Origin of the sequence: Nocardia aurantia (assembly GCF_009604425.1) — a bacterium.
GTDB classification, from domain to species: domain Bacteria; phylum Actinomycetota; class Actinomycetes; order Mycobacteriales; family Mycobacteriaceae; genus Nocardia; species Nocardia aurantia.
Genome location: NZ_WEGI01000024.1, coordinates 18,220 through 41,975, shown reverse-complemented (window position 1 = coordinate 41,975; position 23,756 = coordinate 18,220). Strand labels below are relative to the sequence as shown.

Below are 23,756 nucleotides of genomic sequence, written 5' to 3'. Positions count from 1 at the left end.
TCCGCACCTCGCATACCTATTGCTGCGATCAAGCTTGCGGTAGTGATCGCGTGCGATGCACGCGATCACTACGACGCAACGCGCTGAAGCGACAAGATGCGGACGATTACGTGGCGCACAGAATGCGCCGCATCAAGACGCCGGACTTTTCGGGTCGGTTGTCGCATGAAATGACCAGGATGCAATCGGATCCGGGTGATCGTCCGATCGGATGATCCCCGGTCGGATCTGCATGGGTTCTCCCGATGAAGGAAGATCGAAGATGAAAAACCGGAAAATTGCGGTAACGGCTGCAATGGCGCTGGCGGCAACGGGCGTGTGGAGTGGGATCGCTTCCGCGGAACCCCCGGCAAGCGCGGCCGGGGGTACGGCACTCCACTACACCGCCAAGATCGAGGGCAAGTCCGTGGTGCTGTCGACCGATCTCGGTTCGCTGGCGGTACACGACGATCGTCTCGACATCCTCGACCCGGCGGGCAGCCCCGTCGCCGGCGTCCCGTTGGTCTACCGCATGGACAACCTCGATCACCCGATCAAGGCCGAGGTGGTCGACAAGACAGTCGTGCTGACCCCCGACACGACTCCGGCGGCTGCGAAGCCGGCGACCGATCTTCCGCGCGAGGGCGTCGTCCAGGTTGCCGACGGTGTGCAGCAGATCGCTGCTTCCTACCCGAATCCGGATGCCCGTTCGGCCGATGCACTGGGCACGTTGACCCAGCAACTGTCGGTTGCGACCCTGCTCAGCGGCATGTTCGGGACGATCGTCGGCGCCGGCGTCGGGTGTGTCGGTGGACTCGTCGTGGGTGCTGCGGCGACCGCACCCGTGGCGTGGCTGCTCGGGGCGGGTCCGGTGGCTTCATGCCTCGGCGGTGCCGTGCTGTTCGGAGCTCTGGGCGCCATCGGCGGAACGTTGCTGGTCGGTGGCCCGATAGCGGTCGCTGCTTTGTTCCAGTATTTCCAGACGATCAACGCGCCCATCGTGCCGCCCGCGGATCCTCAGCCCGCACACTGATCAGTACCATTCCCAGATCTCGCGAGCGGTCCCGGAAAAGCCGGACCTCTTCGGGTCCACTTTCCGCGCTGATCCCGCCCGGCCCTGAGCCCGGGGAAGCGTGGCCACGAAAGTACCGCGGACGAGAATGGTCAGGAGCCCGGAGATTCGAGTCATTCGCAATGATCACGAATCTCCGGGGCTTCGGCAAGTGAAGATGTAACGGTGTGCCAGTAGGCGCACCGTTCGGTTCGGCAGTGCCCAGCTGACCACCTAACTAACCCAGGGAGAAATCCGTGTCCGTCACTCGCATCGACCCTGTCATCGACGCCGAGGCCCGCGTCGAGCCGGGCGCGCTGTTCGCACCGCCGGCCTCGGCAGCCGAGGACTGGCAGACCTCGGCGTTCGAGGGCGGGTGGGTGATGCCGATGGGTGGCTTCCTGCTCCGTTCATCGGACCGGACCATCCTCGTCGACGCCGGCCTGGGCCCCGAGGCCCCCGCCGGGATCGAGTCGAGCGGGAAACTGCTCGATACCCTCGCGGGGCTCGGCTTCTCCCCCGACGACATCACCGACGTCGTCTTGACCCACCTGCACATCGACCATGTGGGCTGGGTCGCGCGGCGGGGCGAACCCGTTTTCTCGCACGCCCGCCATCATTTCCATCGTGCCGATTGGGATTGGGTCCGCACCGACGCACCGACCGGTGGAGGGGCCGCAGGCGTATCGGAGGTCATCAGCACGGTGTCGGACACGGCCGTGCTCGCCGACGGCGAACGCACCGAGATCGCGGACTCGGTCGTCCTGCGCCGGATGGCCGGTCACACCCCGGGCAACTGTGTGGTCGACGTCGAGACATCCCACGGATCGGTCATCCTGCTCGGGGACACCGCACACCACCCGCTCCTGCTCATCGAGAGCGGTTGGACAAGTCAACTCGACGAGGACCGTGTCGAAGCAGCCCGCGCCCGACATCAGCTCGCCGAGGAGTTGGAGCGCAGCGGGGCGCTCGCGTTCGGAGCCCACTTCCCCGACAACCGCGCCGGTCGCATCGTCCGAGACGGTGATGGTCTGCTCCGGTGGCGCCCGGTCTCCACCCGATGAACAGTTCAAGGCCGTCAGGTCCGCTCACTGCCTCCAGGCACCCTGTGCCCTGCCCGGATTCGAGTCCATGCACAATCGAGCATAGTCAGCTCCAGTCCTGAATCCACAATAAGGATGGCGGTCCTGAACGCGTCCAAATTGCTGCGTCAGCTGCGCACCGATGACCTCCGCTACTTCCTGGCGGTGGCGAATCTCGGCCGCCTCGGAGCCGCAGCAGACCACTTGGGCGTGGACACGAGCACCGTGTCGCGCCGGCTGCGGGCGTTGGAAAAAACCCTGGGTTCGAGCGTTCTCAAGCGGGCCGCGGACGGATGGGAGCTGACCGACTTCGGGCGCACGATCGCGGCCGAGGCGCGGCCGATCGAAGCGGCCCTGGAGGGTGTCGCCCGTGCGGTCGAGGGTGACCCGGAGGACGCGATCAGGGGCAATTTCCGCCTCACCGTCCCCGACGGATTCTCAGCGGTATTCGCTGTTCCTGCACTGGCACGTCTCCGCCGCCACCATCCGGAGCTGAATGTGGAGATGGTGACCGCCACCCGCCAGCTCAACCTGCACCAGTCGGGCTTCGACCTCGCGATCGCTGTCGGAGTACCGGTGACCAGACGACTTTTCACCGAGACGCTGGCCGAGTACCGGCTGTCCTTCTACGCCACCGCCGATTACCTGCGGCGGCACGGACGACCGGCCTCGACGGACGACCTTCGCCACCACACGCTGATCTTCTACGTCGATTCCCTGCTCCAGGTCGGCGACCTTGATCTGAGTCAGTACGCTCCGGGAATCGACGCCCAGTTCACGACCACAAACATCTTCGCCCAACTCGAAGCCGCCGCACGCGGTGCGGGAATCGGCTTGATCCCCAAGTTCATGGCGCTGCGCGCGCCAGAACTCGAGGAGATCACCGAAATTGCCGATCGCTCACGGTTGCAATTCACTCTCGCGGCCCGTCGTGATGTTCTTTCGCGACCAGCGTTCACTGCCGTCCGTACCGCCCTGTTCCAGGAGGTCACCAGTCGCCACAACGAACTGGTGTAAGCATCGGCATCGACCGCGGGAAGCCGACCGCCAACCGGCGTCTTCGGTCAGGCCGGGGGAAAGCCGTCCGGGGTTATGGACAGGGTCCAACTGCGGATACTCCTGTCCGCGATGACGCCTCGGTGGGTGAACGGGTCGCGGTCCGCGATCTCGATCGCCCGGTCACCGGATGCGACGTTCAGCACGAGTAGGCCGCCGGCGGGTCCCGGACCGCCGAACGGGCCGGCGAGGACCAGCTCTCCCGCCTCGGCCAGATCCCGCAGATAGCTGCGATGTTCCGGCCGGTGGGCGGTGACCAATTCGTCGTCGTCGACGTAGCGGTAGACAAGGGTGAACAAAGCCATCGAATGTCCTCCAACGGTCGGGGCGTGCCGCCGAGTGGCGGGCAGGCGGTCTCACGCGGACGGGACCGTCTCGTCGAGCCCGAGAACCAGTCCGGTGCAGTCTTTTTCGCCGAGTCCCTGAGCGCTGGCGGCGGCGAAAAGCTGCTGGGCGGCCGCCGCGGTCTGCAACTGCACCCCGAATTCGGCCGCAGTGGCATTCGCCAGACGCAGATCCTTGTGAATCAGATCGATCATGAATCCCGGTTCGTACCCGTGGGAGCTGGGCGAGGTTTCGACGACTCCGGGCAGCGGGAACCAGTTGCGGAAGACCCAGCTGTCGCCCGAGGATCTCGTGACGATGTCGAAGTAGACCTGGGGGTCGAGCTTCAGACGCCGAGCGAGCACCGAGACCTCGCACGCGGCTGCCATTCCAACCGCCATCATTGCGTTGTTGACGACTTTCATCGCTTGGCCGTCGCCGCTCGGGCCGACGTGAACGATGTATTCGCCGACCGACTTCAGCAGCGGCTCGGCGATCGCGACGTGTTCGATGTCCCCGCCGAGCATCAGCGTCAGACTGCCGTCGGCTGCTCCCTCCACGCCCCCGGAGACCGGCGCGTCGACGAAGCCGAGGCCGCGTTCCTTGGCCTGGGCCGCCAGCGTTCGAGCGGTCTCGATACCAATGGTCGAGCAGTCGATGACGACAGCGCCCGCCGGCATGTGCGCGAAGGCCCCATCGGGTCCGGTCACGACATCGGTGACGATCGAGCCGTTCTGCAGCATGGTGAAGACCGCATCGACGTCACGTACCGCCTCGGCGACGGTGGACACCACCGTGACACCGTTTTTCCGCGCGGCCTCTCGTGCCGGTTCGGCGATATCGATCCCGAAAACAGTGTGTCCGGCTTCGACCATGTTCTTCGACATCGGTACACCCATATGACCCAGCCCGATCCACGCGACCTTGCTCATACCCAGCTCCTTCGGGGACGGACACCAGCCAGGGGTGTCGATGAATACCTGTTCCGTCCCAAATCCTCGGTAATCGTCGCCGGCTGTACAACGGACAGTGTTGCAACACTCTCTTGCAGATCTGCCTGCCCGGAAGCCGCGCCCACTAATGCCCCGAGGGCAAATGGATCGATAAACTGATCAAGCGTTAAGGTCGGACGATGACCAAGACGAGATTCACCCTTCCGGCCGTCGGACTCTGGACCGGGGCGCTGGATACCGTGCCCGCCGCCCGTGCCCAAGAAATTGCCGCTGAACTGGAGTCCTTGGGTTACGGCGCGCTCTGGATCCCGGAGGTGGCCGGCCGAGACCCGTTCGTCCACCTCGCGCTGCTACTCTCCGCTACTGAACGCTTGATCGGCGCAACCGGCATCGCGAACATCTGGGCGCGGGACGCAGTGGCCACCTCCGGCGCCACAAAGGCGCTCACCGAGGCGTTCCCCGAGCGAGTGCTCATCGGCCTGGGCGTGAGCCATCAGAACCTGGTCGGTGGCTTGCGCGGGCACACCTACGGCAAGCCGCTCACCGCGATGCGCGAGTATCTCGACGGCATCGACGGCGCGCCGTATACCGCCCAGCGCCCGACGACCCCCGCGCGCTACGTCCTCGCCGCCCTTCGCCCGAAGATGCTCGGTCTGTCCGGCGAGCGGACCGAGGGTGCGCACACATTTTTCGTCACCCCGGAGCACACCGCGCAGGCGCGGGAGATACTCGGCTCCGAGCCGCTGCTCGCCCCCGAGCAGGCCGTGATCCTGGAGACGGACCCGGTGAAGGCGCGCGAGATCGGCCGCCGGTACACCAGCACGTACCTGGGACAACCCAACTACGTCAACAGCATAAAGACCCTCGGGTTCACCGAGGAAGATTTGGTCGACGGTGGGACGGACGCCTTCGTCGACGCCCTCGTCGCCTGGGGAGACGTCGAGGCAGTGGTCACCCGGGTGCAAGCGCATCTCGACGCCGGCGCGGACCACGTCGCTGTGCAGGTGCTGTCGGCGCAGAAGCGGAGCGTGCCGGAGGCCCAGTGGCGCGCCCTCGCCGAGCCACTGGCGTCGCTGTCTCGCTGAGCCCGTGCTCCTGTGGCACAAGCATCTCGAGCGATGCTTGTGCCACGCGAGCCGACTCGCGACTCCGCGCCGCCCACGGCAGGACGCCGGAGACCAAGGTCGATGACTGGACCCGAATGCGCTACGGGCCAACCGGCAGGCTGTCGCGGCCGTTCGGTGGACCGGCACCAGCCCTTCGGCCGCGCGTGGCGGATGGTCCTCGATGGCAGCCCGAGTCGTCTGCAGTGGCGGCAGCCTCGGCACAACGTCGCGGGAAATGGGACGACGCAGGTTCCCCCTGCACGGCAAGGCGCTGTTGATCCACGCACCTCTCGGGAAGGGTGCGTGGATCAACAGCAAGCTACGGCTCGATCGCCGCCGAGTCTCCGCTCCCCCGCACCGCGCGGTTTCGGCGGACCCCACCCCCGATCGACCACGGTGCGCCTGTCACCATCCCCATGCCCGCTCCGGGGTCACAGTGATGCGCGTCGGGTACAGCTCGTCGAACCGCTGCTGACTGTAGTTGTAGTCCGCAAAGCCGGACGCGTACTTCACCCCGTAGGCCGGGATCGACGACGGTGGGTGGCCCTCGAGCGAGACCTCGGCGCGGCCGGCGACGACGAGGAGGTTCTTGGCCGCGGGGTCGGTGTGGAAGGTAATACACACATCAGGATTCGCCTGGACATGGCGGACCTTCCACGCGTTCGGAGTACTGAATATCACGAACTTTCCCTCGTGGAGGACGAACCACACGGGCCGGATCGACGGACGACCCTGCGACGTCACGGTCCCGAGCCACAGCACGGGGTCATCGGCCTTTCCAGCAATCTCACCGAGCTTGGGGCTTTCAGCGGATGCTGTCATGGACTCGATCGGAGAGGAAATCTTTGTCATAACACCACAATATGGCGCGCTCCCGACAGGATCAATGCCGTAGTCCCCTGGAAATTATTGAATTGACCGGTGACATACGAGCGGTCGCGGCAATCTTACCCCAGATACGGCATGATATGACGCGCCATCTCCGTATACGGCAGATTGACGGACCACCCTTCAGACCAGCAGCAGGCGAAATCAACACGCTCGACCCACCACCGCACCCGTAATAAAAAAACCTAGCCATCCATAAAGCCACCGAAGACCTCTCGGTGAGAATTTTGTGCGTGTGTTCAGCGCACGGAGAGTTCGCCCACCCGGTCCGCGGAGGCTTCGAGCACGGAGCCGGGGAGTTCCTCATGTGGCCGCACACTGCGCACCGCGACACTCAGGATCATGGCACCGGCGATACAGACCACCACCGGCGCGACCGAGAACAAGAAGATGGACTGCGCCGAGAGGCCCGCGGTCAGCAGCCATCCGCCGACGGCGAGGCCGACCATCGCGCCGACGCGCCCCCAGCCGTTCGCCCACCCGAGCGCCGCCGAACGCACTTGGGCCGGATAGAGAGACCCGACGGCGGAATTGAGTGCTGCCCCGGTTCCGATCACGCCGAAACCCGCGACTAGGAGCGCAACGAACAACACGGCGACGAATTGCACCAGATACGCGGTCGCCACGATGCCGGCTGCGCCGAGGGCGAAGCTCAGCGCGACGAGCGGGAACCGCCTCGTCACCCGATCCATCATCGCCCCCACGACCGGGCCGCCGAGCATCGCACCGAACGGAAATACCGCGGTGGCGAACGAGGCCGTCGTAACGCTCGCGCCTGCGCCGGTGAGAACCGACGGCAGCCAATTGAACATCAAGAGGCTGGTGAAAAACTGGCACAGGTAGACAACCCAGAACGTGATCGTCATCCAGCCACGGCCCTCGGCGAAAAGGACCTTGAAGGACCGCTGCTGCTCTTCCCTCGGGACCACCAAGGTCGCGTCGGCCGGCACCGTCACGGTGGGGTCGATTGCGGCGAGGCCGTCGATCACCTGCTGCCGCCGACCCTTGAGCACCTGGAATTGCAAGGTCTCCGGGAACCATTTGACGGCCAGGAGGGTGATGACGAGCGCCACCGCGCCGCCGAATACGAACAGCGCCCGCCATCCCAGCGTCGGGATCACGATTCCCGCCGCCACGCCGCAGAGGACCCCCGACAATGCCATCCCGGTACCGATGAATCCCACCAGGGTGCCGCGAAACCGCGTGGGCGCCATTTCGGTGCCGTACGCGAGGACCGCGGCGGGCACGGCGCCGAAGGCCAGCCCGCCGATGGCCAGCGCCAGCCCCAGCGCCAGGCGGTCCGGAGCCACCGCGGCCGCCAATGTGGAAGCCGCCAATATCGCGGCCCCCGCCAGGACGAAGGGCCGGCGGCCGACTCTGTCCGCGAGCGGAGCCACGAACAGCGCGCCCACGGCGACAGCGATCTGCCCGGCCAGCGCCACCGGCGTCAGGCCGGCGGGGGTCGTTCCCCACTCGGTCGAGATCGCGGGTATGACGAACCCGAGGATCAGCGAGGCCAGTCCCTCCGTGGCGGCGAATGCCACGCACAGCGCCAGCGACTTCTTCTGCATGGTGGACACGTGTGCGCGGTCGATAATCTGTTGTACGTCAATTGAATCGGCAAAAGTCACCGGCGTCCTCCATTGGGCGGGCCCATGCCTGGCAAAGTACTGAACGATCGTAAAGTACGTGACGTGAGCCACTTTGGCAAGAGCTCCGAGTTACCCCGGTCACAGAGCCGCGCGGGGGATCGCGCTCAGCTCTGTACGTTCGCCTGGGACAGGCGCTGCCGACGCAGCCGCAGTGTGCTCTCGCTGAGTGGCGCGGTCAGCTGGCCTGCCGCAACGTCGATGAGATGGCTGAGGAACAGCGCGTGATCGGTCTTGCCGGACTGCGAGCGCAGCGCGACCTCCACCACGACGAACCGCACGGTGAGGAAGCGACGATGCATAGCGACGGCGTCGGGCGCCAGCAACGGTTCGACCAGCGCGCTCCAGCGGCGCAGGCTGCCTCCCGGATCGTCACTGCCGAGTGGCTCGATGACCGAGGGAACGGGCCGGGTCAGCAGGTCACTGACGGTACGCAGGTAGCCGGCGCCCGCGATGCCCTGGTCGAGTTTCGCGCCCAGAGGATGCACCAGCGCCGCTACCAGCATGTGCAGGCCTCCGGCACCGGAGGTCGATTCGTAGGCGTCCAGCAACGCGTGTCTGCGCGCCTCGACCTCCGGGGTGTGCTTGTTCAGCAACGCCCGAATGAGGCCGGCCTTGTCCCCGAACCAGTACTGTCCGGCGATCACGTTGCGGGCGCCCGCGGAGCGCGCGATCTCACGCATCGACACCGCATCGGCGCCTCGCTCGGCGAACAGTCGTTCGGCGGCTTCGAGCAGCCGATCACGGGTCGCGGCACTCTCGGCACGGGATGCGGGACTCATTCAGACGAGCCGACTCGACCCGAAGGGGATGCGCTCACCCGCGGTTTTCATACATATCTCCTCAGTCCAGGGCAGCCACCGCCGGTTCAACCGGTCCCGCCATCATGGCATCGAGCCGGACGGAAAGCCGATCGCACCCGTACCGGGCCGAGGCTGCCGACCGTGCGCGCAGCCTTCGCGGCTGCTCAGGGCAAGACCGTGCGCTGGGGCGGACGGCAGTGACCGTTGACACAGTGGTTTCGGTGCACGTACTTTACATGCGTTCAGGCTTTACAAGCGTTCAGGTCTCATGAGCCGAGGGACTCGGGTCAGTTGGTCGGACGCGCGGCCAGGATTCTCGACGAGGAGATCGATGAGGCACATCTACGAACGTGACGTCCCGATGAAGACCCGGGACGGGGTGACGTTGCGGGCCAATGTGTGGCGCCCTGCGGAGGGGAAGGCGCCGACTTTGCTGATGCGCACTCCCTACAACAAGGAGATGGACCGTTTCGCCGGCGGGCCCGGGAATCCGGTGCCGTCGCTGACCGCGTTCTTGAACGCGGGATACGCGGTGGTCATTCAGGACGGACGCGGCACGTTCGCCTCCGACGGCGAATTCCGGCCCAAGCTCGACGAGATCGCCGACGGTGAGGACACTCTCGCGTGGCTCGCCGAGCAGGACTGGTACGACGGCACCGTCGGCACCTACGGCGCTTCCTACATGGGCATGACCCAGTGGGCGATGGCGACCACCGGTTCGCCCGGCCTGAAGGCGATCGCACCCAGCGTCACCTCCGCGGACTGGTACGCCGGCAACTGGTACTCCCAAGGCGGAGCGCTGCAGCTGAGCTCGGTGACCTTCTGGAATGCCTTCATGTACGCGGCCGAAGAGCAGCGAGCCCTCGAGGCCGGTGAGATCACCTCCGACGAGACGTTGACACGGCTCAGGAATGCCTTGACGGACCCGATGCCGCTGAACGACGACACTCCAGTCGCCGACCTGCCGGTGATCGGCAAGGGCCGCTGGTTCGACGACTGGCTCGCCCACCCCGATTTCGACGACTACTGGAAAGCCCAGGACTGGCGGCCCTTGTTCCGGTCGATCACCGCCCCGGCGCTGTTCACCTCCGGCTGGTACGACCTGTTCGTCGACGAGACCGTCGGTGATTTCGTCCGCATGCGCACCGAGGCCGGTTCGGACGAGGCCCGGGAAGGGTCCCGGCTCGTCATCGGCCCCTGGCATCACGAGTTCCCCATGAACGGGGAGTTCCGGGACCGGTTCTTCGGGACGGCCGCTTTCGGCGACCACACCGCGTCTCACGTCGCCTACTTCGACAAGTGGCTGCGTGGCCGCCCGGAATCGACTCCGGCGCCACGGGTTCGCATCTTCGTCATGGGCATCGACCAATGGCGCGACGAGCAGGACTGGCCGCTACCCGACACCCGCTACACCGACTACCACCTCCACAGCGCGGGCTCCGCCAACACCCGCACCGGCGACGGCACCCTCCAACTCGAACCGCCACACACCGAAGCACAGGACAGCTTCCGCTACGACCCCCGCGACCCGGTGCCCACCGCCGGCGGCGCCCTGTTACCGCCCCTGCCCGGACTCGTCGGACCCGTCGACCAGCAGATCGTCGACGGCCGCGATGACGTCCTCTGCTACATCAGCCCCGTACTCGACGAGCCCGTCGAGGTCACCGGCTTCGTCAACCTCACCGTGTTCGTCTCCTCCAGCGCCGTCGACACCGACATCACCGCCAAACTCGTCGACGTCTCCCCCGACGGCACAGCCCTCAACGTGTGCGACGGCATCCTGCGATTGCGCTACCGCAACAACCTGTCCGCACCGGAACTCATGACCCCCGGCGAGGTCTACGAGGTGACCGTTCCCATGGCAGTGACCTCCAACGTTTTTCTCCCCGGCCACCGCATCCGGCTCGACATCTCCAGCAGCAACTTCCCCCACTACGACCGCAACTCCAACACCGGCGGCGCGATCGCCACCGAAGCCCTTCACGACATGATCACCGCCCACAACACCATCCACCACGGCGGCACCCGACCCAGCCGCCTCATCCTGCCGATCATCAGCCGATGACCACCCCGGGGTGATGAGCGAAAAGCGGATCACACCACATCCGGCTCGGCGGTACGGCGCTCGATTTTCGCGCGACGCGTATCGCTCCGCTGCCCTGGACAGGCATTCACCACTCTGATCAGCCCTCCGATGAAAGATCTCGGCGAATTCAGTCGAACACGCCACAACCCTCGTTCACCACCAAGGATTACTCATGTCTGCAATCGATCGGGTCGACCCCGAACTACTCCCCTCACTACACGAAGTCCGCACACTGTTCCCAGGCGGACTCGAAACACTCGAAGACCTCACCGCCAAGCGCGCGCAAATCAAAAAACTGTTGTCGATGCGCCCCCAGCTTCAGGATGCCCCCGTCGTCAAGGAAGACCGCACGATTCCGGGTCCCAGCGATGCCCCCGATCTGTCTGTGCGAATCTACCGGCCGATCGACACCGAAGGCGCCCTCCCCGCCATCTACAACATCCATGGCGGCGGAATGGTCATGGGAGACGTCGAATTCGACGACACGTTCGCGGAAAACCTCTGTACCGAACTCCCTTGCATTGTCGTCTCGGTCGACTACCGCCTGGCGCCCGAAAACCCCTACCCCGCTCCCGTCGAAGACTGCTACGCCGGTTACGTGTGGATGATGTCCCACGCCCACGAACTCGGTTTCGACCGAGACCGTGTGGCGATCTATGGCCAGAGCGCCGGCGGCGGCCTGGTCCTGGCGCTGTCGCTGCTGGCGCGCGATCGCGGCGCTCCCCTACCCGCCCTGCAGATGGCACTCGCTCCTATGATCGACCCCGACAACGCCACACCCTCCAGCCACGAGATCACCGACCTCGGAACCTGGGACCGTTCGGACAACATCGCCGCATGGCAGTGGTACCTCGCCGGACACGAACCCGACACCTACGCCGCCCCCGCCCACGCCGAGAATCTCACCGACCTGCCGCCGACCTTCATCGACGTCGGCACCGTCGACCTCTTCCGCGACGAAGACATCCGATTCGCCATGCGACTGATGCACGCCGGCGTCCCCACCGAACTCACCGTCTACCCAGGCGCGTACCACGGCGCTGAAAACCTCGCCGGCAACGCTCCCCTAGCACAGCAGATACTGACCCGCCGGATGGAAACATTGCGTCGCGTGCTCGGCCAGAAGTCACCAACAGCAGGAACGGCAACGACAGCCGCAGGCCACCCCGGTTCGGTCCTGAGCGGCGTCAATTAGTACATGGATCCGGAAAGAGCGGAGCGGGCGGATGGCGCGTTTTCAGATCGTGGTGTTCACGAAGGCGGTCGACGGCCGACGGGAGGAACTGGCCAGTTGGTATGACAACCAGCACATCCCGGACCACCTCCGCGTCCCCGGCTTCGTGTCGGGCGCGCGGCATACGGTGCACAAACTGGATGGACCGCCCCAGTCGCCCGAATGGGACTTCATGGCGGTCTACGAACTGGAAGCCGAGGATCCCATGACGGTGATCGAAGAGGCGCGCCGCCGTCTCGGGACGGACGACATGCCGCTCAGCCCGGCTCTCGACATGTCACTGACCCTGTCGGTGGTGGCGACGCCCGTCTTCTCGGCGTAACGGAGGCCGAGCGTTATCCACTTCGTCATCGCGGGTGTAGTGCGCTACGCCCGCGATGACGCGTTTCGCCGCACACCCGGCTCCGGGCCTCACAGCCCGGCCACGACCATGCTCAGCTCGTGGACAACGTCGCCGGAAACGTCCCGGTCGGTCCGCCATATCGCGTAGGTGGTGAGCCGCAGCGGGACATCATCGACAGCCAGGATACGAACGGGCTCCCCGACGAACGCCTTGTAGGTGGCGCCGCCTTCGAGACTGACGAAGGTGAAGCCCTGGCCGGAGGCCACGACATGGACCAGGTCGGCCGGGTGGTGGGTGTCGAGCTCGATCCGGCGCCGCACCCCGTGTCTGGACAGCAGCGCCTCGGTCGCCCGATAGACGGACGGGGCCGAATCCTGGCTGATCGACGCGTAGGGGACGTCTCGCAACTCACTGAGCAGCAGAGAGTCCTTCTCGTCGAAACCGGTGCCGGTACCGACCACCACGCCCGCGGGTGAGGACGAAACCAACACCGATGTGAGGTCTGCTCCGGCAACCCGGCCGTGGACGAACGCCAGGTCCAGCTCGCCTCTGCGGATACCACCGACGAGCGGCGCGCTGTTGTCCGGGTGGAATCGCAGCTGGATGGTCTCGAGGTCCTCGACGGCGGCCCGGAACGTCTCCCTGACCGGCGCGGTCACGTCGGGCGCGATTCCCACTCGGGCGAGCCGCCGGCGAGAACCCAGACGCCTGCCGAGCTTGCCCGGGATCGCATCGAACCGGTCGACGATGTCCCGGGCGAGCGGCAGGAGCTCCTCACCTGCGCGGGTCAGGCCGACCGAGTGGTGTGCCCGGTCGAACAGCGGGGTGCGGAGCTCGCGCTCGAGATCCTTGATTCGCTGGCTCAACGGCGACGGGGCGATGTGCAGCCGCGCGGCGGCCCGTCCGAAGTGGAGTTCCTCGGCGACGGCAATGAAATATCGCAGATGCCGCAGGTCCATGTGCAGAGCCTACTGACCGGTTTCGAGGCAGCGGATGCTGGGCTGGATGCCGTTCGGTCCGCTCAGCGCAGATCGAGGTACTTCTCCGGGATGGCGACGTGCTTCGCCCGGAGGTACTCGCCGACCGATTTGCCGACCTGGTCGACGCGCAGATTCGACGAACCTCCGGTGCCGAGCAGGCCCTTGAAAACGAAGTGCACGGCGTTGATGTGCGGCAGTTCGTGGCGCACGATCGCGAGATCACGCGTCTCCGGCAGTAGGGTGCGCACCGCATCGGAGGTCAGGGTGGTCCGCAGCCATTCCCACTGTGCCCTGTCCGAGACCCAGACCCCGACGTTCGAGTTTCCGCCTTTGTCGCCCGACCTGGCGTAGGCAAGCGTACCGAGCGGCAGACGCCGCCCGGCCGTGTCCGCCGGCTGCGGCTCGGGATGACGCGGCTGTACGAGGTCCGCGGCGTCGGCGTAGCGGGAGGGCCGAGGCGCCGCCACGACGGTTCCGTCCCCGAACACGGCCTGGTGGTCCAGGACCTCGACATCCAGGAGTCCGGGCCAGTAGTCGATGCGGGGCCACGGCGGCCCGAGCCGCTGCGCACTGCCGTCGAGGTGGAAGCCCGGGTAGCCCTGCAGGTAGAGCCCGGCGACCACCCCACTGAACGCACGCAGGTCCTCCCGCCGCCGGGACGCCGCCATGATGCGGATCGGGACCGTGGCCTCCCATTGGGACGCCGGGTCCTCGGCCGCTGTGCCCAACGGCGTCACGTCGAGCTCCTCGACCTCGGCCAGCGGTTCGGCGAGTTGCTCACGCAACAGGGCGACCTTGGCCTCGACATCAGGAGCGGTACAGAACACCATCTGCGTGATTTGCCAGCCGATCTGGGCGAACAACGCGACCTTGGCGGTACGCGGCGGAGGAGTACCCTGCACCGGACCGATACCCACCCGGTCCGGGCCCAGCTGTGTCAGCTCGACGGTGTCCAGATGCGCGGTCACGTCCGGATTCAGATATTTGGTTCCCTGGATCTCGTACACGAGCTGTGCGGTCACCGTGTCCACGGTCACCACGCCCCCGTCGCGGCTGTGCTTGGTGATCACGCTGCTGCCGTCGGCCGCGATCTCGGCGATGGGGAACCCCGGCTTGCGAATGCCGGGCACGGTCTGGAAGCCGGAGAAGTTGCCGCCGGTGGCCTGCGCTCCGCACTCGATCACATGCGCCGCGGTGACCGCGCCGGCGAGCGGGCCCCAATCGTCCGGGCTCCAGCCGTGCCACCATGCGGCCGGACCGACCGCCAGGGAAGCGTCGGTGACCCGCCCGGTCACCACGATGTCGGCGCCCCGCTGCAGCGCTGCCACGATGCCGAACGCGCCCAGGTAGGCGTTGGCGGAGACCGGCTCGACCCCCCAGTCCTTCAGCGGCGCGCCGGTGTCGAGGTGCTCCAACCCGTGTCCCTCGGCCTGGAGGTCGGTGAGCCGATCGAGGATCGAGTCACCTGAAATGTGCGCGACCTGCAGAGACAGGCCCTCCTCGGCGATGATGGCACGCAAGGCCTCGGCGAGCGCAGCCGGATTGAAGCCACCAGCGTTCGTGACAACCTTGATCCCACGGTCCGCCACCGCCGCCAAATGCGGCCTGAGTTGCTGGACGAAGTAGGAGACGTAGCCCCCCTCCGAACCACGGCGGGCATCACCTGCGAGCGCGGCCAACGTGACCTCGGCGAGATAATCGCCCATGAGGACGTCGATCGGGTCACCCGCCATAATTTCATCGATCGCCGTCCGTCGGTCACCGAGGTAACCGGAGAAATTGGCGATCCGGACAGAAGTCTCGCTCATGAGGCCGATATTAATTCGCCGTGGGCGCGGCGACCATGACCGTTTCCAGGCGGTCGACACGACCACTGTGGTCACGTCCCAGGCCACGAGAAGAGCCGTTACCTTTTTTCTACCCGATCAGATTGCGGCGTCGGGCTTCCAGCACTGCCGCATGCCGAGTCCGCGCATCGAGCCGCGCCATGGCGTCGCGCAGATAGCTCTTGACCGTGGTCGTGGACAATCCCAGACGAGAGCCGATCTCTTCGTTGGTGAGTCCCAGAGCGACGAGTGTGAGGACATCGGTCTGACGAGGGGTGAGTATTGCCTCGGCAACTGCCGGTCGGACGTCGGCGAGAAGCGTCCGCAACTCGTGCGCGGTCCGTGGATCGGTTGTGCCCGAAGCAATCTCACGCAGTCGCTCCTGGACAACCCCGAGGCCGGCCGAAATCGGCCGAGCATCCGGTTCGGTCGCATGCAACAAGCGAATTCGCTCGTCGACACGGTCCCGAATGTCGATCTCGTGTGCCAGCGACCGAACCTCGCGTTGCAATGTCGAGAGAGCAGAGTTCCATTCGTGCTCGGGGGTGCGTCGTCCTACATACATCAGCCCTCGAACACAACCGCGGACGATGATCGGAGCGACCGCCAGGCTGAAGATCCCTTCGCCGAGGATCTGCGCGTCGAAGTCGTGGGTGATCCTCGACGACCGCGCATAATCGTCGACTCGCACGGGTCGTCGATCCACCCAACTCAACCCGCCCAGGCCCCGCTCGGGGCGGACGACGATCGACGACAGGCGTCGCGGCCCGGCACCCGAGATCGCGCGTACGGGAACCGTGCCGTTCTGGGTCAGGCCGCCGAAGGCCACAAAATCCTTCGAGACTCTCCGGATCTGTCGGCCGGCCTGCCGCAGCAAGTCGAGGTCATTCGGTCGCAATAGCTGGTCGGCCAATACCGCCTACCTTCTTTCGGAGGTACCGGGGCGCGCGGAAGTCGATCACGATGTGCTGCGCAAGTCGGATGTTCACTGCGCGTTATCTTCGCGGTGAAATGAGATGTAGGCAAGGAGTCCCTGCGATGGGAACAGATTCCTCGAACAGCTTCGAGCAGGACCGCACGTTCGAACCCCCGGCCGATCTGGCAGCGAACGCCAACCTGACTGCGGCAGCCTACGCGGAGGCGGACAGCGACCGGCTCGGGTTCTGGGCCCGTCAGGCCGAGCGAATCTCGTGGGCCGAACCGTTCACACAGGTTCTCGATTGGACCGATCCCCCATTCGCGAAGTGGTTCGTCGGCGGCAAGCTGAACGCCGCCTACAACTGCGTCGACCGGCACGTCGAGAACGGACGCGGAAACAAGATCGCGCTGCACTTCGTGGGCGAACCGGACGATACCCGCGATATCACGTACGCACAACTCAAAGACCAGACTTCCCAGGTAGCCAACGCGCTGATTCAGCTCGGAGTCTCCGCCGGCGATCGCGTCGCGATCTACCTGCCGATGATCCCCGAAGCGGTAGTGGCGATGCTGGCCTGCGCACGCATCGGAGCACCCCATGTGGTCGTGTTCGGCGGCTTCAGCGCTGATGCCCTCGCGAACCGGATCGAGGACTGTGCGGCGAAGGTCGTCATCACCGCCGACGGCGGCTACCGCCGCGGGAAGCCCAGTGCCCTCAAACCGGCGGTCGACGAGGCCGTCGCCGCACTGGGGAGCGCCGGCCCGGTCGAGCACGTGCTCGTGGTCCGGCGCACAGGAGAAGACGTTGCATTCCGCGAAGGCATCGACGTGTGGTGGCACGATATCGTCGATGACGCATCGGTGGTCCACACCCCGACACTCGTCGACAGCGAGCATCCGCTCTACGTGATGTACACCTCGGGCACCACCGGCAAGCCGAAGGGTGTCCTGCACACCACCGGTGGCTACCTCGTACAGACCGCTTACACCTTCTGGGGTGTCTTCGACCACAAGCCCGACGACGTCTACTGGTGTACGGCCGACATCGGCTGGGTCACCGGACATTCGTACCTGGTGTACGGCCCACTCGCCAACGGCGCCACCCAGGTGATGTACGAAGGCACACCCGACACGCCGCACCGCGGCCGCTGGTGGGAGATCATCGCGAAATACGGCGTCACCCTGTTCTACACCGCGCCGACGGCGATTCGCACGAGCATGAAGTGGGGCGAACACATCCCGGACGGCTACGACCTGTCCAGCCTGCGGATCCTCGGATCGGTGGGCGAGCCCATCAATCCCGAGGCCTACCGCTGGTACCGCGACAACATCGGTGGAGGGAGGACGCCCGTCGTCGATACCTGGTGGCAGACCGAGACCGGCGCCCACATGATCAGTCCCCTGCCCGGGGTCACCACAGCCAAGCCGGGTTCTGCCATGATTCCGGTACCCGGCATCACCGCCGATGTCGTCGACGACGCGGGTAATTCGGTACCCAACGGTGGATCCGGCTACCTGGTGATCCGAGACCCCTGGCCCTCGATGCTGCGGACCATCTGGGGCGACGACGAACGGTACCGGCAGACCTACTGGTCACGCTGGGACGGAATGTACTTCGCCGGTGACGGTGCCAAGCGGGACGACGACGGAGCCATCTGGATCCTCGGCCGGGTCGACGATGTCATGAATGTCTCCGGACATCGGCTGTCCACCAGCGAGATCGAGTCCGCGCTCGTGTCGCATCCAAAAGTTGCCGAAGCGGCTGTCGTGGGCGCCGATGATGCCACCACCGGCCAGGCCGTCATCGCGTTCGTCATCCTGCGCGACGACGCGGGCGACGGCGGAGCGGAAACAGCGGCCGAGCTTCGGAATCACGTCGGAAAGGAGATCGGCCCGATCGCGAAACCGAAGACCGTTCTTCTCGTACCCGAGTTACCGAAGACGCGCTCGGGCAAAATCATGCGCCGTCTTCTCCGCGACCTCGCCGAGAATCGAGAAGTCGGTGATGCCAGCACTCTTGCTGATGCCCACGTCATGAACAATATCGCGCGTGGGATGGAAATCGCTCGAGGGCGTCAGGCCGGCCTGCCGAGCAGTGGGTACACGCCAGGATGCCGGCGTGAGAGGAGATCGGGCGCCTCTCACGCCGGCATCGTCGTCAGCCCGGCCCGCAGTGCCGCGCCGCCGACCAGGCCGTGCCGTGCGGAATGTCAGAACGCGGTGACGCCGCCGTCGATGGCCACCGCGGTAGCCGTCGTCCACTTCGACTCATCCGACAACAAATACACCACCGCATGAGCAATCTCGACCGGATCCATCGCATCACCCGGAATGAAATGAGCATACGTCGACAACAACGCTTCGTTCCCCGCGGCGATCTCACCCAGATACGGCATGATATGACGCGCCATCTCCGTATCCACCGGCCCCGGATGCACCGTATTCACCCGAATCCGATGCTTCCCCAACTCCGCAGCGAAACTCTTACCCAACCCCGTCACACCGAACTTCGCCGCCGAATACGGCAGATTGAACGGACCGCCCTTCAAACCAGCAGCAGACGAAATCAACACGATCGACCCACCACCACCTGCCTGCACCAACACCGGAGCAGTCGCCATCACCGTATTCCACACCCCCACCAGATTGATATCGATCACATCCCGGAACTCCTGCTCCGTGAACTTGTCCCACGCCGCCGAAATCCCGATCCCCGCGTTCGCCACCACACCATCGAGCCGGCCCAGCCGATCGACACCCGCACCCACGACCTCCTTCAACCGGGCAAGATCCCGCACGTCGGCCTGCTCCGCCACGATCCGCCGGCCCAACCCCTCCACCAAACGCACCGTCTCCTCCAAATCCTCCGGCGTCGCACCACCATACTGAGTCACCGTCGGAATCGACTCACAAATATCCACCGCAACGATATCCGCCCCCTCCTCCGCCAACCGCACCGCATGCGCACGACCCTGCCCCCGCGCCGCACCCGTAATAAAAACAACCTTGCCATCCATACGACCAGCCATAACGCTGACACTCCCATCCGGAAATAAGGGGCGCCGACGACGCCACCCGACAATTACAAACACCGCGCCTAGGTCGACGTCATACTCACGAACCGACCCAGGAGTTCCGACCCCGTGCGTCGCTCGCATTCACACGTTGCGCCCGAGCGCTCCGAGAGCCTCGAAGACGACTCCCATCCTGAGCAGCTCGAGAGTCTGCTTCTTGAGCGGCTGGACCATGATCGCGCGAGTGAACCGGAGGGTGGAGTCCGACTTCTCGGCGATTTGCCGCGCGATTTCCCAGGCCCGCTCCAGCACCTTCTCCTTGGGGACAACCTCCTTCACCAAGCCCCAGCGGTGCGCTTCCTCAGCGGTGATGACCTCACCCGAGAGCATGTAGGCGCGGGCTCGGTTGATGCCGAGCAGCGCGGTCATCCAGATGTGGCAGCCGTCGCCCGGCACCGTGTCCTGCAGATGGAAGTGCGCCGAGTCCTCGAACGAAGCATCCTCGGAGGCGATGACGATATCGGAGTAGAGCGGAACTTCGCAGTGCCGGCGCGCGGGCCCGTTGACCGCGGCGATCACCGGGACCTGGATGTCGAGCAGGGCATTGTTCATCTCGGGCTGGTCGATGAAGCCGTCCTTCTCCCACATTTCGTACTCTTCCGCGAAGGTCATCATCGCCGGAGACGTGGTTTTGCCGCCCGGGGCATCGGCACGCGGCCCGAGGAACTCCTCGCCCGTCCCGGTGATGATCACGACGCGATTGCCACGGTCGAGCGCGATCTGCCGGAACACACTGGTGAACTCTCGATGAGCTGCCGCCCCCCATCTCAGAGAGTCACCGTCGGTGTGGAGACGCACCTCGAGGATTCCGCTCTGGTCCCGCGTGAGCTTGATGAATTGATACTTGTCCCGGTAGTCAGCAAGTTCGACCATTTTCGAGCATCTCCTTCGGTGCTACGTGCATGGAGCGTTTCGTGGGCGACCGAACCGGCCGACAGAACGATCGTTCGGCTGACTGCCTGGGTGCGTTACGCCGAGTCGTTCGTAACGGCTCACTGTCGCCATGTTCGACGAAGCCAGGGCCATTTGGTCCACCTGTGCGGGTACTCGTTCCCGGCGCCGACCGAACGATCGTAAAGTACGTGAGTTGGCTCGCCATGGCAAGCATCCGAGTCGAGCTATGGACCCGACTTCGACCGGCAATGCGAGGTCAGTACGCATCCGGACGGACAGGCCACCGCGGCACCGCGGACGGGAAGTCCTTGCTCACCCGCGACGGGAACCGCGCCGGGCGCTTCTCGAGGAACGCGGCCACACCCTCGGCGACATCCGCCCCTTTCCCGAGTTCGAAGATCGCCTTCGAGTCGTACCGGTGCGCGTCCCACGGGGTGGGCGAGCCGAGCATCCCCCACAGCAGTTGCCGTGACGCGGCCACCGACACGCCGGACGTATGGTCCGCGATCTCCCGTGCGACCGCCGTCGCGGCCGGCAGCAGTTCCTCATCGGGAACGACACGCGAGACGAGCCCGCCCGCACGCGCCTCCTCCGCGCCGAAGACCCGCCCGGTCGCGACCCATTCCATCGCCTGCGAGATCCCCACAACGCGCGGCAGGAACCATGCCGAAGCGGCCTCCGGCACGAGACCCCGCCGCGCGAACACGAAGCCGAACTTCGCCGACTCGGCCGCGATCCGGATGTCCGTCGGCAAAGTCATCGTCACGCCGACGCCGACCGCCGCACCGTTGTACGCGGAGATCACCGGCTTGCGGCATCCGGCGATCCGCAGCGACACCGCCCCACCGCTGTCCCGCGGTGCGCCGTCGATCATGCCCGCGGACTCGTGCCCGAGGCGCTCGGCGCTGAAGGTATCCACTCCGGCATCGCCCAGGTCGGCGCCCGCACAGAAACCCCGGCCGGCACCGGTCAGGATGACCACCCGCACCTCGTCATCGGCGTCCACCTCGTCGAATGCGGCCAGCAACTCGCCGGCCATCGTCTGGGTGAACGCGTTGAGCCGGGCGGGCCGGTTCAGGGTGATGGTGGCGATACCGTCGGCTACCTCGTAGACGATTTCGGTGGTGTGCACTGCAGACCTCGTATTCCGGGCCGATCGGCCCATGCTTCGCACCTGTGTCGACGCGCCAGTCAACCATGGGCCACCCGGAGGCAACGGTCCGGCGGACATCGAAGGCACTCGGGCACCCACGGTCGATTAATGCACTTGACAGCTTATTCGATCTGAGTGTATTAAATGGCCATGGCTTGGGATTTTGAGACAGAACCTGACTTTCAGCGCAAGCTCGACTGGGCGAACGACTTCGTGCGCAGCGAGATCGAGCCACTGGATCTGGTCCTCGGCGACCCGTACAACAAGGGCGACGAGCAGGCCATGCGGATCGTCCGCCCGCTGCAACAGCAGGTCAAGGACGCGAAACTGTGGGCCTGCCACCTGGAGCCCGAACTCGGCGGCGAGGGGTACGGGCAGGTCAAACTGGCTCTGTTGAATGAGATCCTCGGCCGGTCACGATGGGCCCCGTCGGTCTTCGGCTGCCAGGCGCCGGACTCGGGTAACGCCGAGATCCTGGCCCGCTACGGCACCCCCGAACAGAAGGAACGCTATCTCGCCAGCCTGCTCGCCGGCGAGATCTCCTCGTGCTACTCGATGACCGAACCGCACGCCGGATCCGATCCCGGCCTGTTCACCACGCAGGCCGTCCGCGACGGCGACGAGTGGGTCATCCGGGGCGAAAAGTGGTTTTCTTCCAACGCCCGGTATGCGAGCTTCTACATCGTCATGGCGGTGACCGACGCCGAGCGCGGCACCCGGGGCGGGATGTCGATGTTCATCGTCCCCGCCGACGCGCCGGGGCTGCGCATCATCCGCAATGTCGGTCTGGGGACCGAGAGCGATGACACCGGTTCTCATGCCTACGTCTCCTACGATCAGGTCCGAGTCCCCGCCGACCACCTGCTCGGCAAGGAGGGGGCGGCGTTCGAGATCGCCCAGGCGCGGTTGGGTGGTGGGCGCATCCATCACGCGATGCGCACGATCGCCCAGGTCCGCCGGGCGTTGGACATGATGCTCGAGCGGGCGGTTTCTCGGCAGGTGCGTGCGGGCAGCCTCGCCTCCCAGCAACTCACCCAGCAGGCGATCGCCGACAGCTGGCTGCAGGTCGAGCAGTTCCGCCTGCTCGTGCTGCGCACGGCGTGGCTGATCGACAAGCACCAGGACTACCAGTTCGTTCGGAAGGACATCGCGGCGGTCAAGGCCGCGATGCCGGTCGTCTACTACGACGTCGTTCGCCGGGCCATGCACCTGCACGGTTCGCTCGGCATCTCCAATGAGATGCCGTTCTCCTCGATGCTGGTAAGTGCCGAGGCGGTGGCACTCGCCGACGGCCCGACCGAGGTCCACCAGATGACCCTGGCGAAGCAGTTGCTGCGCAACGTCAAGCCGGCGGACGGTCTGTGGCCCAGTGAGCATCTGCCCACGCGCCGGCTGGCGGCCCAGCAGCACCTCGCGCAGCGGCTGGAGCACGAGGCCGCCGACATTTGACGGTCTCCGGGCTCTCGGGACAGGTCACCATCGTGACCGGCCACCCGAGGGCTCGGACGCTGTCGGCCGGACGGACCCGGCCCCGGGCAGGATAGCCGAAAACTGCTATGCCCCAGGGACAATCAGCTCAGGGAGGAATGAACGTGAACGACCTCACGGGCCTAGTTGCGGTGGTGACCGGCGGCAACGGCGGCATCGGCCTCAGCATCGCTACGGGAATCGCCAAGGCGGGAGGCAGCATCGCGCTGTGGGCCCGTGACTCCGCCAAGAGCGCGGACGCGGTGAAGCAGCTGACCGACCTCGGTGTGAAGGCGATCGCCCTGTCGGTCGACGTCACGGACGAAGCGCAGGTGGCCGACGCGATGGAACGGACGGTCGCCGAACTCGGCCCGCTCGGCTGCATGGTATCCAACGCCGGCACGTCGGAAGCCACGCTCGTCGCGGACCTCTCGTTCGAGACCTGGCGACGCGTGCACGCCGTCAACCTCGACGGCGCGTTCCTGGTCTGCCGCGAGGCGGCTCGCCGGTTCATCGCCCAAGGAAACGGGGGCTCGATCGTCGTCGTCGGATCCATGATCTCGCGGTTCGGCGGTGCGGGACAGGCGCCGTACGCCTCGAGCAAGACGGCCCTGCTGGGATTGACCCGGACTCTCGCCGTGGAGCTCGCCCGGTACAAGGTGCGCTGCAACACGCTCATCCCGGGCTGGACGCGCACGAGCCTCTCCGACGGCGGCTACCAGGACGAGCGCACCCGGCAGGCGACAACCGCGCGCACACCCGTCCGGCGCTGGGCGGACCCCTCGGAGTACGAGGAGGTCGCCGCCTATCTGGCCGATCCGTCGCTGATGTTCCACACCGGCGACGAGGTCGTCGTCGACGGCGGGTACTCCATCTTCTGAAATATGGGC

Annotated in this window: 21 protein-coding genes; 10 read left to right on the top strand and 11 right to left on the bottom strand. The window is 65.9% G+C overall.

Translation table 11 applies throughout. The annotated features are described in order from the left end of the window. The first annotated feature begins 211 nt into the window (after positions 1-211). The 3 genes from NRB56_RS37110 (at position 212) to NRB56_RS37100 (ending at position 3,129) form a co-directional block, all read left to right on the top strand. The gene (locus NRB56_RS37110) at positions 212-1,012 is read left to right on the top strand and encodes a hypothetical protein (protein WP_153349054.1); all 801 of its coding nucleotides are present in this window, start codon (positions 212-214) and stop codon (positions 1,010-1,012) included. A 275-nt stretch (positions 1,013-1,287) separates the two neighbouring features. After that, positions 1,288-2,094 carry an MBL fold metallo-hydrolase gene (locus tag NRB56_RS37105; RefSeq protein ID WP_153349053.1) on the top strand — a complete coding sequence of 269 codons (807 nt, stop codon included), beginning with the start codon at positions 1,288-1,290 and terminating at the stop codon, positions 2,092-2,094. Between the two features lie 114 nt (positions 2,095-2,208). Further along, a complete protein-coding gene (locus tag NRB56_RS37100; RefSeq protein WP_153349052.1) occupies positions 2,209-3,129 on the top strand; it encodes a LysR family transcriptional regulator in 921 nt (306 codons plus the stop codon). A 47-nt stretch (positions 3,130-3,176) separates the two neighbouring features. Here NRB56_RS37100 and NRB56_RS37095 read toward each other — a convergent pair whose 3' ends face one another. Beyond that, the gene (locus tag NRB56_RS37095) at positions 3,177-3,473 is read right to left on the bottom strand and encodes a YciI family protein (RefSeq protein ID WP_153349051.1); all 297 of its coding nucleotides are present in this window, start codon (positions 3,471-3,473) and stop codon (positions 3,177-3,179) included. 51 nt (positions 3,474-3,524) lie between these two features. Beyond that, entirely contained in the window at positions 3,525-4,424 is a 900-nt protein-coding gene (locus tag NRB56_RS37090) for an NAD(P)-dependent oxidoreductase (RefSeq protein WP_153349050.1), read from the bottom strand. Positions 4,425-4,624: 200 nt separating this feature from the next. Here NRB56_RS37090 and NRB56_RS37085 point away from each other — a divergent pair, with 200 nt between their 5' ends. After that, the gene (locus NRB56_RS37085; protein WP_153349049.1) at positions 4,625-5,530 is read left to right on the top strand and encodes an LLM class F420-dependent oxidoreductase; all 906 of its coding nucleotides are present in this window, start codon (positions 4,625-4,627) and stop codon (positions 5,528-5,530) included. 426 nt (positions 5,531-5,956) lie between these two features. On the opposite strand, the gene NRB56_RS37080 is transcribed toward NRB56_RS37085, so the two are convergent. From NRB56_RS37080 to NRB56_RS37070, 3 genes are all read right to left on the bottom strand, one after another. Further along, a complete protein-coding gene (locus NRB56_RS37080; protein ID WP_153349048.1) occupies positions 5,957-6,403 on the bottom strand; it encodes a pyridoxamine 5'-phosphate oxidase family protein in 447 nt (148 codons plus the stop codon). 275 nt (positions 6,404-6,678) lie between these two features. Beyond that, positions 6,679-8,070, bottom strand: a complete 1,392-nt coding sequence (locus tag NRB56_RS37075; RefSeq protein WP_153349047.1) for an MFS transporter — start codon at positions 8,068-8,070, stop codon at positions 6,679-6,681. Positions 8,071-8,195: 125 nt separating this feature from the next. Next, the gene (locus NRB56_RS37070; RefSeq protein WP_153349046.1) at positions 8,196-8,870 is read right to left on the bottom strand and encodes a TetR/AcrR family transcriptional regulator; all 675 of its coding nucleotides are present in this window, start codon (positions 8,868-8,870) and stop codon (positions 8,196-8,198) included. Positions 8,871-9,222: 352 nt separating this feature from the next. On the opposite strand from NRB56_RS37070, the gene NRB56_RS37065 reads away from it, so the two are divergent. The 3 genes from NRB56_RS37065 to NRB56_RS37055 all read left to right on the top strand — a co-directional run bounded on the left by NRB56_RS37065 (position 9,223) and on the right by NRB56_RS37055 (position 12,533). Continuing rightward, positions 9,223-10,956 (top strand): CocE/NonD family hydrolase, encoded by a 1,734-nt coding sequence (locus NRB56_RS37065; protein ID WP_153349045.1) that lies wholly within the window; start codon positions 9,223-9,225, stop codon positions 10,954-10,956. Between the two features lie 193 nt (positions 10,957-11,149). Next, entirely contained in the window at positions 11,150-12,172 is a 1,023-nt protein-coding gene (locus NRB56_RS37060; protein WP_153349044.1) for an alpha/beta hydrolase, read from the top strand. A gap of 31 nt (positions 12,173-12,203) precedes the next feature. Further along, positions 12,204-12,533 (top strand): hypothetical protein, encoded by a 330-nt coding sequence (locus NRB56_RS37055; protein ID WP_153349043.1) that lies wholly within the window; start codon positions 12,204-12,206, stop codon positions 12,531-12,533. Positions 12,534-12,622: 89 nt separating this feature from the next. Here NRB56_RS37055 and NRB56_RS38555 read toward each other — a convergent pair whose 3' ends face one another. The 3 genes from NRB56_RS38555 to NRB56_RS37040 all read right to left on the bottom strand — a co-directional run bounded on the left by NRB56_RS38555 (position 12,623) and on the right by NRB56_RS37040 (position 16,273). Then, entirely contained in the window at positions 12,623-13,513 is an 891-nt protein-coding gene (locus tag NRB56_RS38555; RefSeq protein ID WP_194291131.1) for a LysR family transcriptional regulator, read from the bottom strand. 62 nt (positions 13,514-13,575) lie between these two features. Beyond that, positions 13,576-15,429, bottom strand: a complete 1,854-nt coding sequence (locus NRB56_RS37045) for an acyclic terpene utilization AtuA family protein (protein ID WP_319944083.1) — start codon at positions 15,427-15,429, stop codon at positions 13,576-13,578. Positions 15,430-15,451: 22 nt separating this feature from the next. Beyond that, a complete protein-coding gene (locus NRB56_RS37040) occupies positions 15,452-16,273 on the bottom strand; it encodes a LuxR C-terminal-related transcriptional regulator (RefSeq protein ID WP_153349042.1) in 822 nt (273 codons plus the stop codon). Between the two features lie 125 nt (positions 16,274-16,398). Here NRB56_RS37040 and acs point away from each other — a divergent pair, with 125 nt between their 5' ends. Further along, a complete protein-coding gene (gene acs / locus NRB56_RS37035; RefSeq protein ID WP_153349081.1) occupies positions 16,399-18,576 on the top strand; it encodes an acetate--CoA ligase in 2,178 nt (725 codons plus the stop codon). On the opposite strand, the gene NRB56_RS37030 is transcribed toward acs, so the two are convergent. From NRB56_RS37030 to NRB56_RS37020, 3 genes are all read right to left on the bottom strand, one after another. Beyond that, on the bottom strand, positions 18,489-19,307 hold the full coding sequence (locus NRB56_RS37030; protein ID WP_153349041.1) for a mycofactocin-coupled SDR family oxidoreductase: 819 nt from the start codon (positions 19,305-19,307) through the stop codon (positions 18,489-18,491). The genes acs and NRB56_RS37030 overlap by 88 nt on opposite strands. 129 nt (positions 19,308-19,436) lie before the next feature. Further along, the gene (locus NRB56_RS37025) at positions 19,437-20,225 is read right to left on the bottom strand and encodes an enoyl-CoA hydratase/isomerase family protein (RefSeq protein ID WP_153349040.1); all 789 of its coding nucleotides are present in this window, start codon (positions 20,223-20,225) and stop codon (positions 19,437-19,439) included. Between the two features lie 277 nt (positions 20,226-20,502). Continuing rightward, positions 20,503-21,411, bottom strand: coding sequence for an enoyl-CoA hydratase-related protein (locus tag NRB56_RS37020; RefSeq protein ID WP_153349039.1), 909 nt, complete (start codon positions 21,409-21,411; stop codon positions 20,503-20,505). Between the two features lie 138 nt (positions 21,412-21,549). Here NRB56_RS37020 and NRB56_RS37015 point away from each other — a divergent pair, with 138 nt between their 5' ends. After that, positions 21,550-22,848, top strand: coding sequence for an acyl-CoA dehydrogenase family protein (locus NRB56_RS37015; RefSeq protein WP_153349038.1), 1,299 nt, complete (start codon positions 21,550-21,552; stop codon positions 22,846-22,848). 143 nt (positions 22,849-22,991) lie between these two features. Beyond that, positions 22,992-23,747 carry an SDR family NAD(P)-dependent oxidoreductase gene (locus NRB56_RS37010; RefSeq protein ID WP_319944081.1) on the top strand — a complete coding sequence of 252 codons (756 nt, stop codon included), beginning with the start codon at positions 22,992-22,994 and terminating at the stop codon, positions 23,745-23,747. The last annotated feature ends 9 nt before the right edge of the window (positions 23,748-23,756 follow it).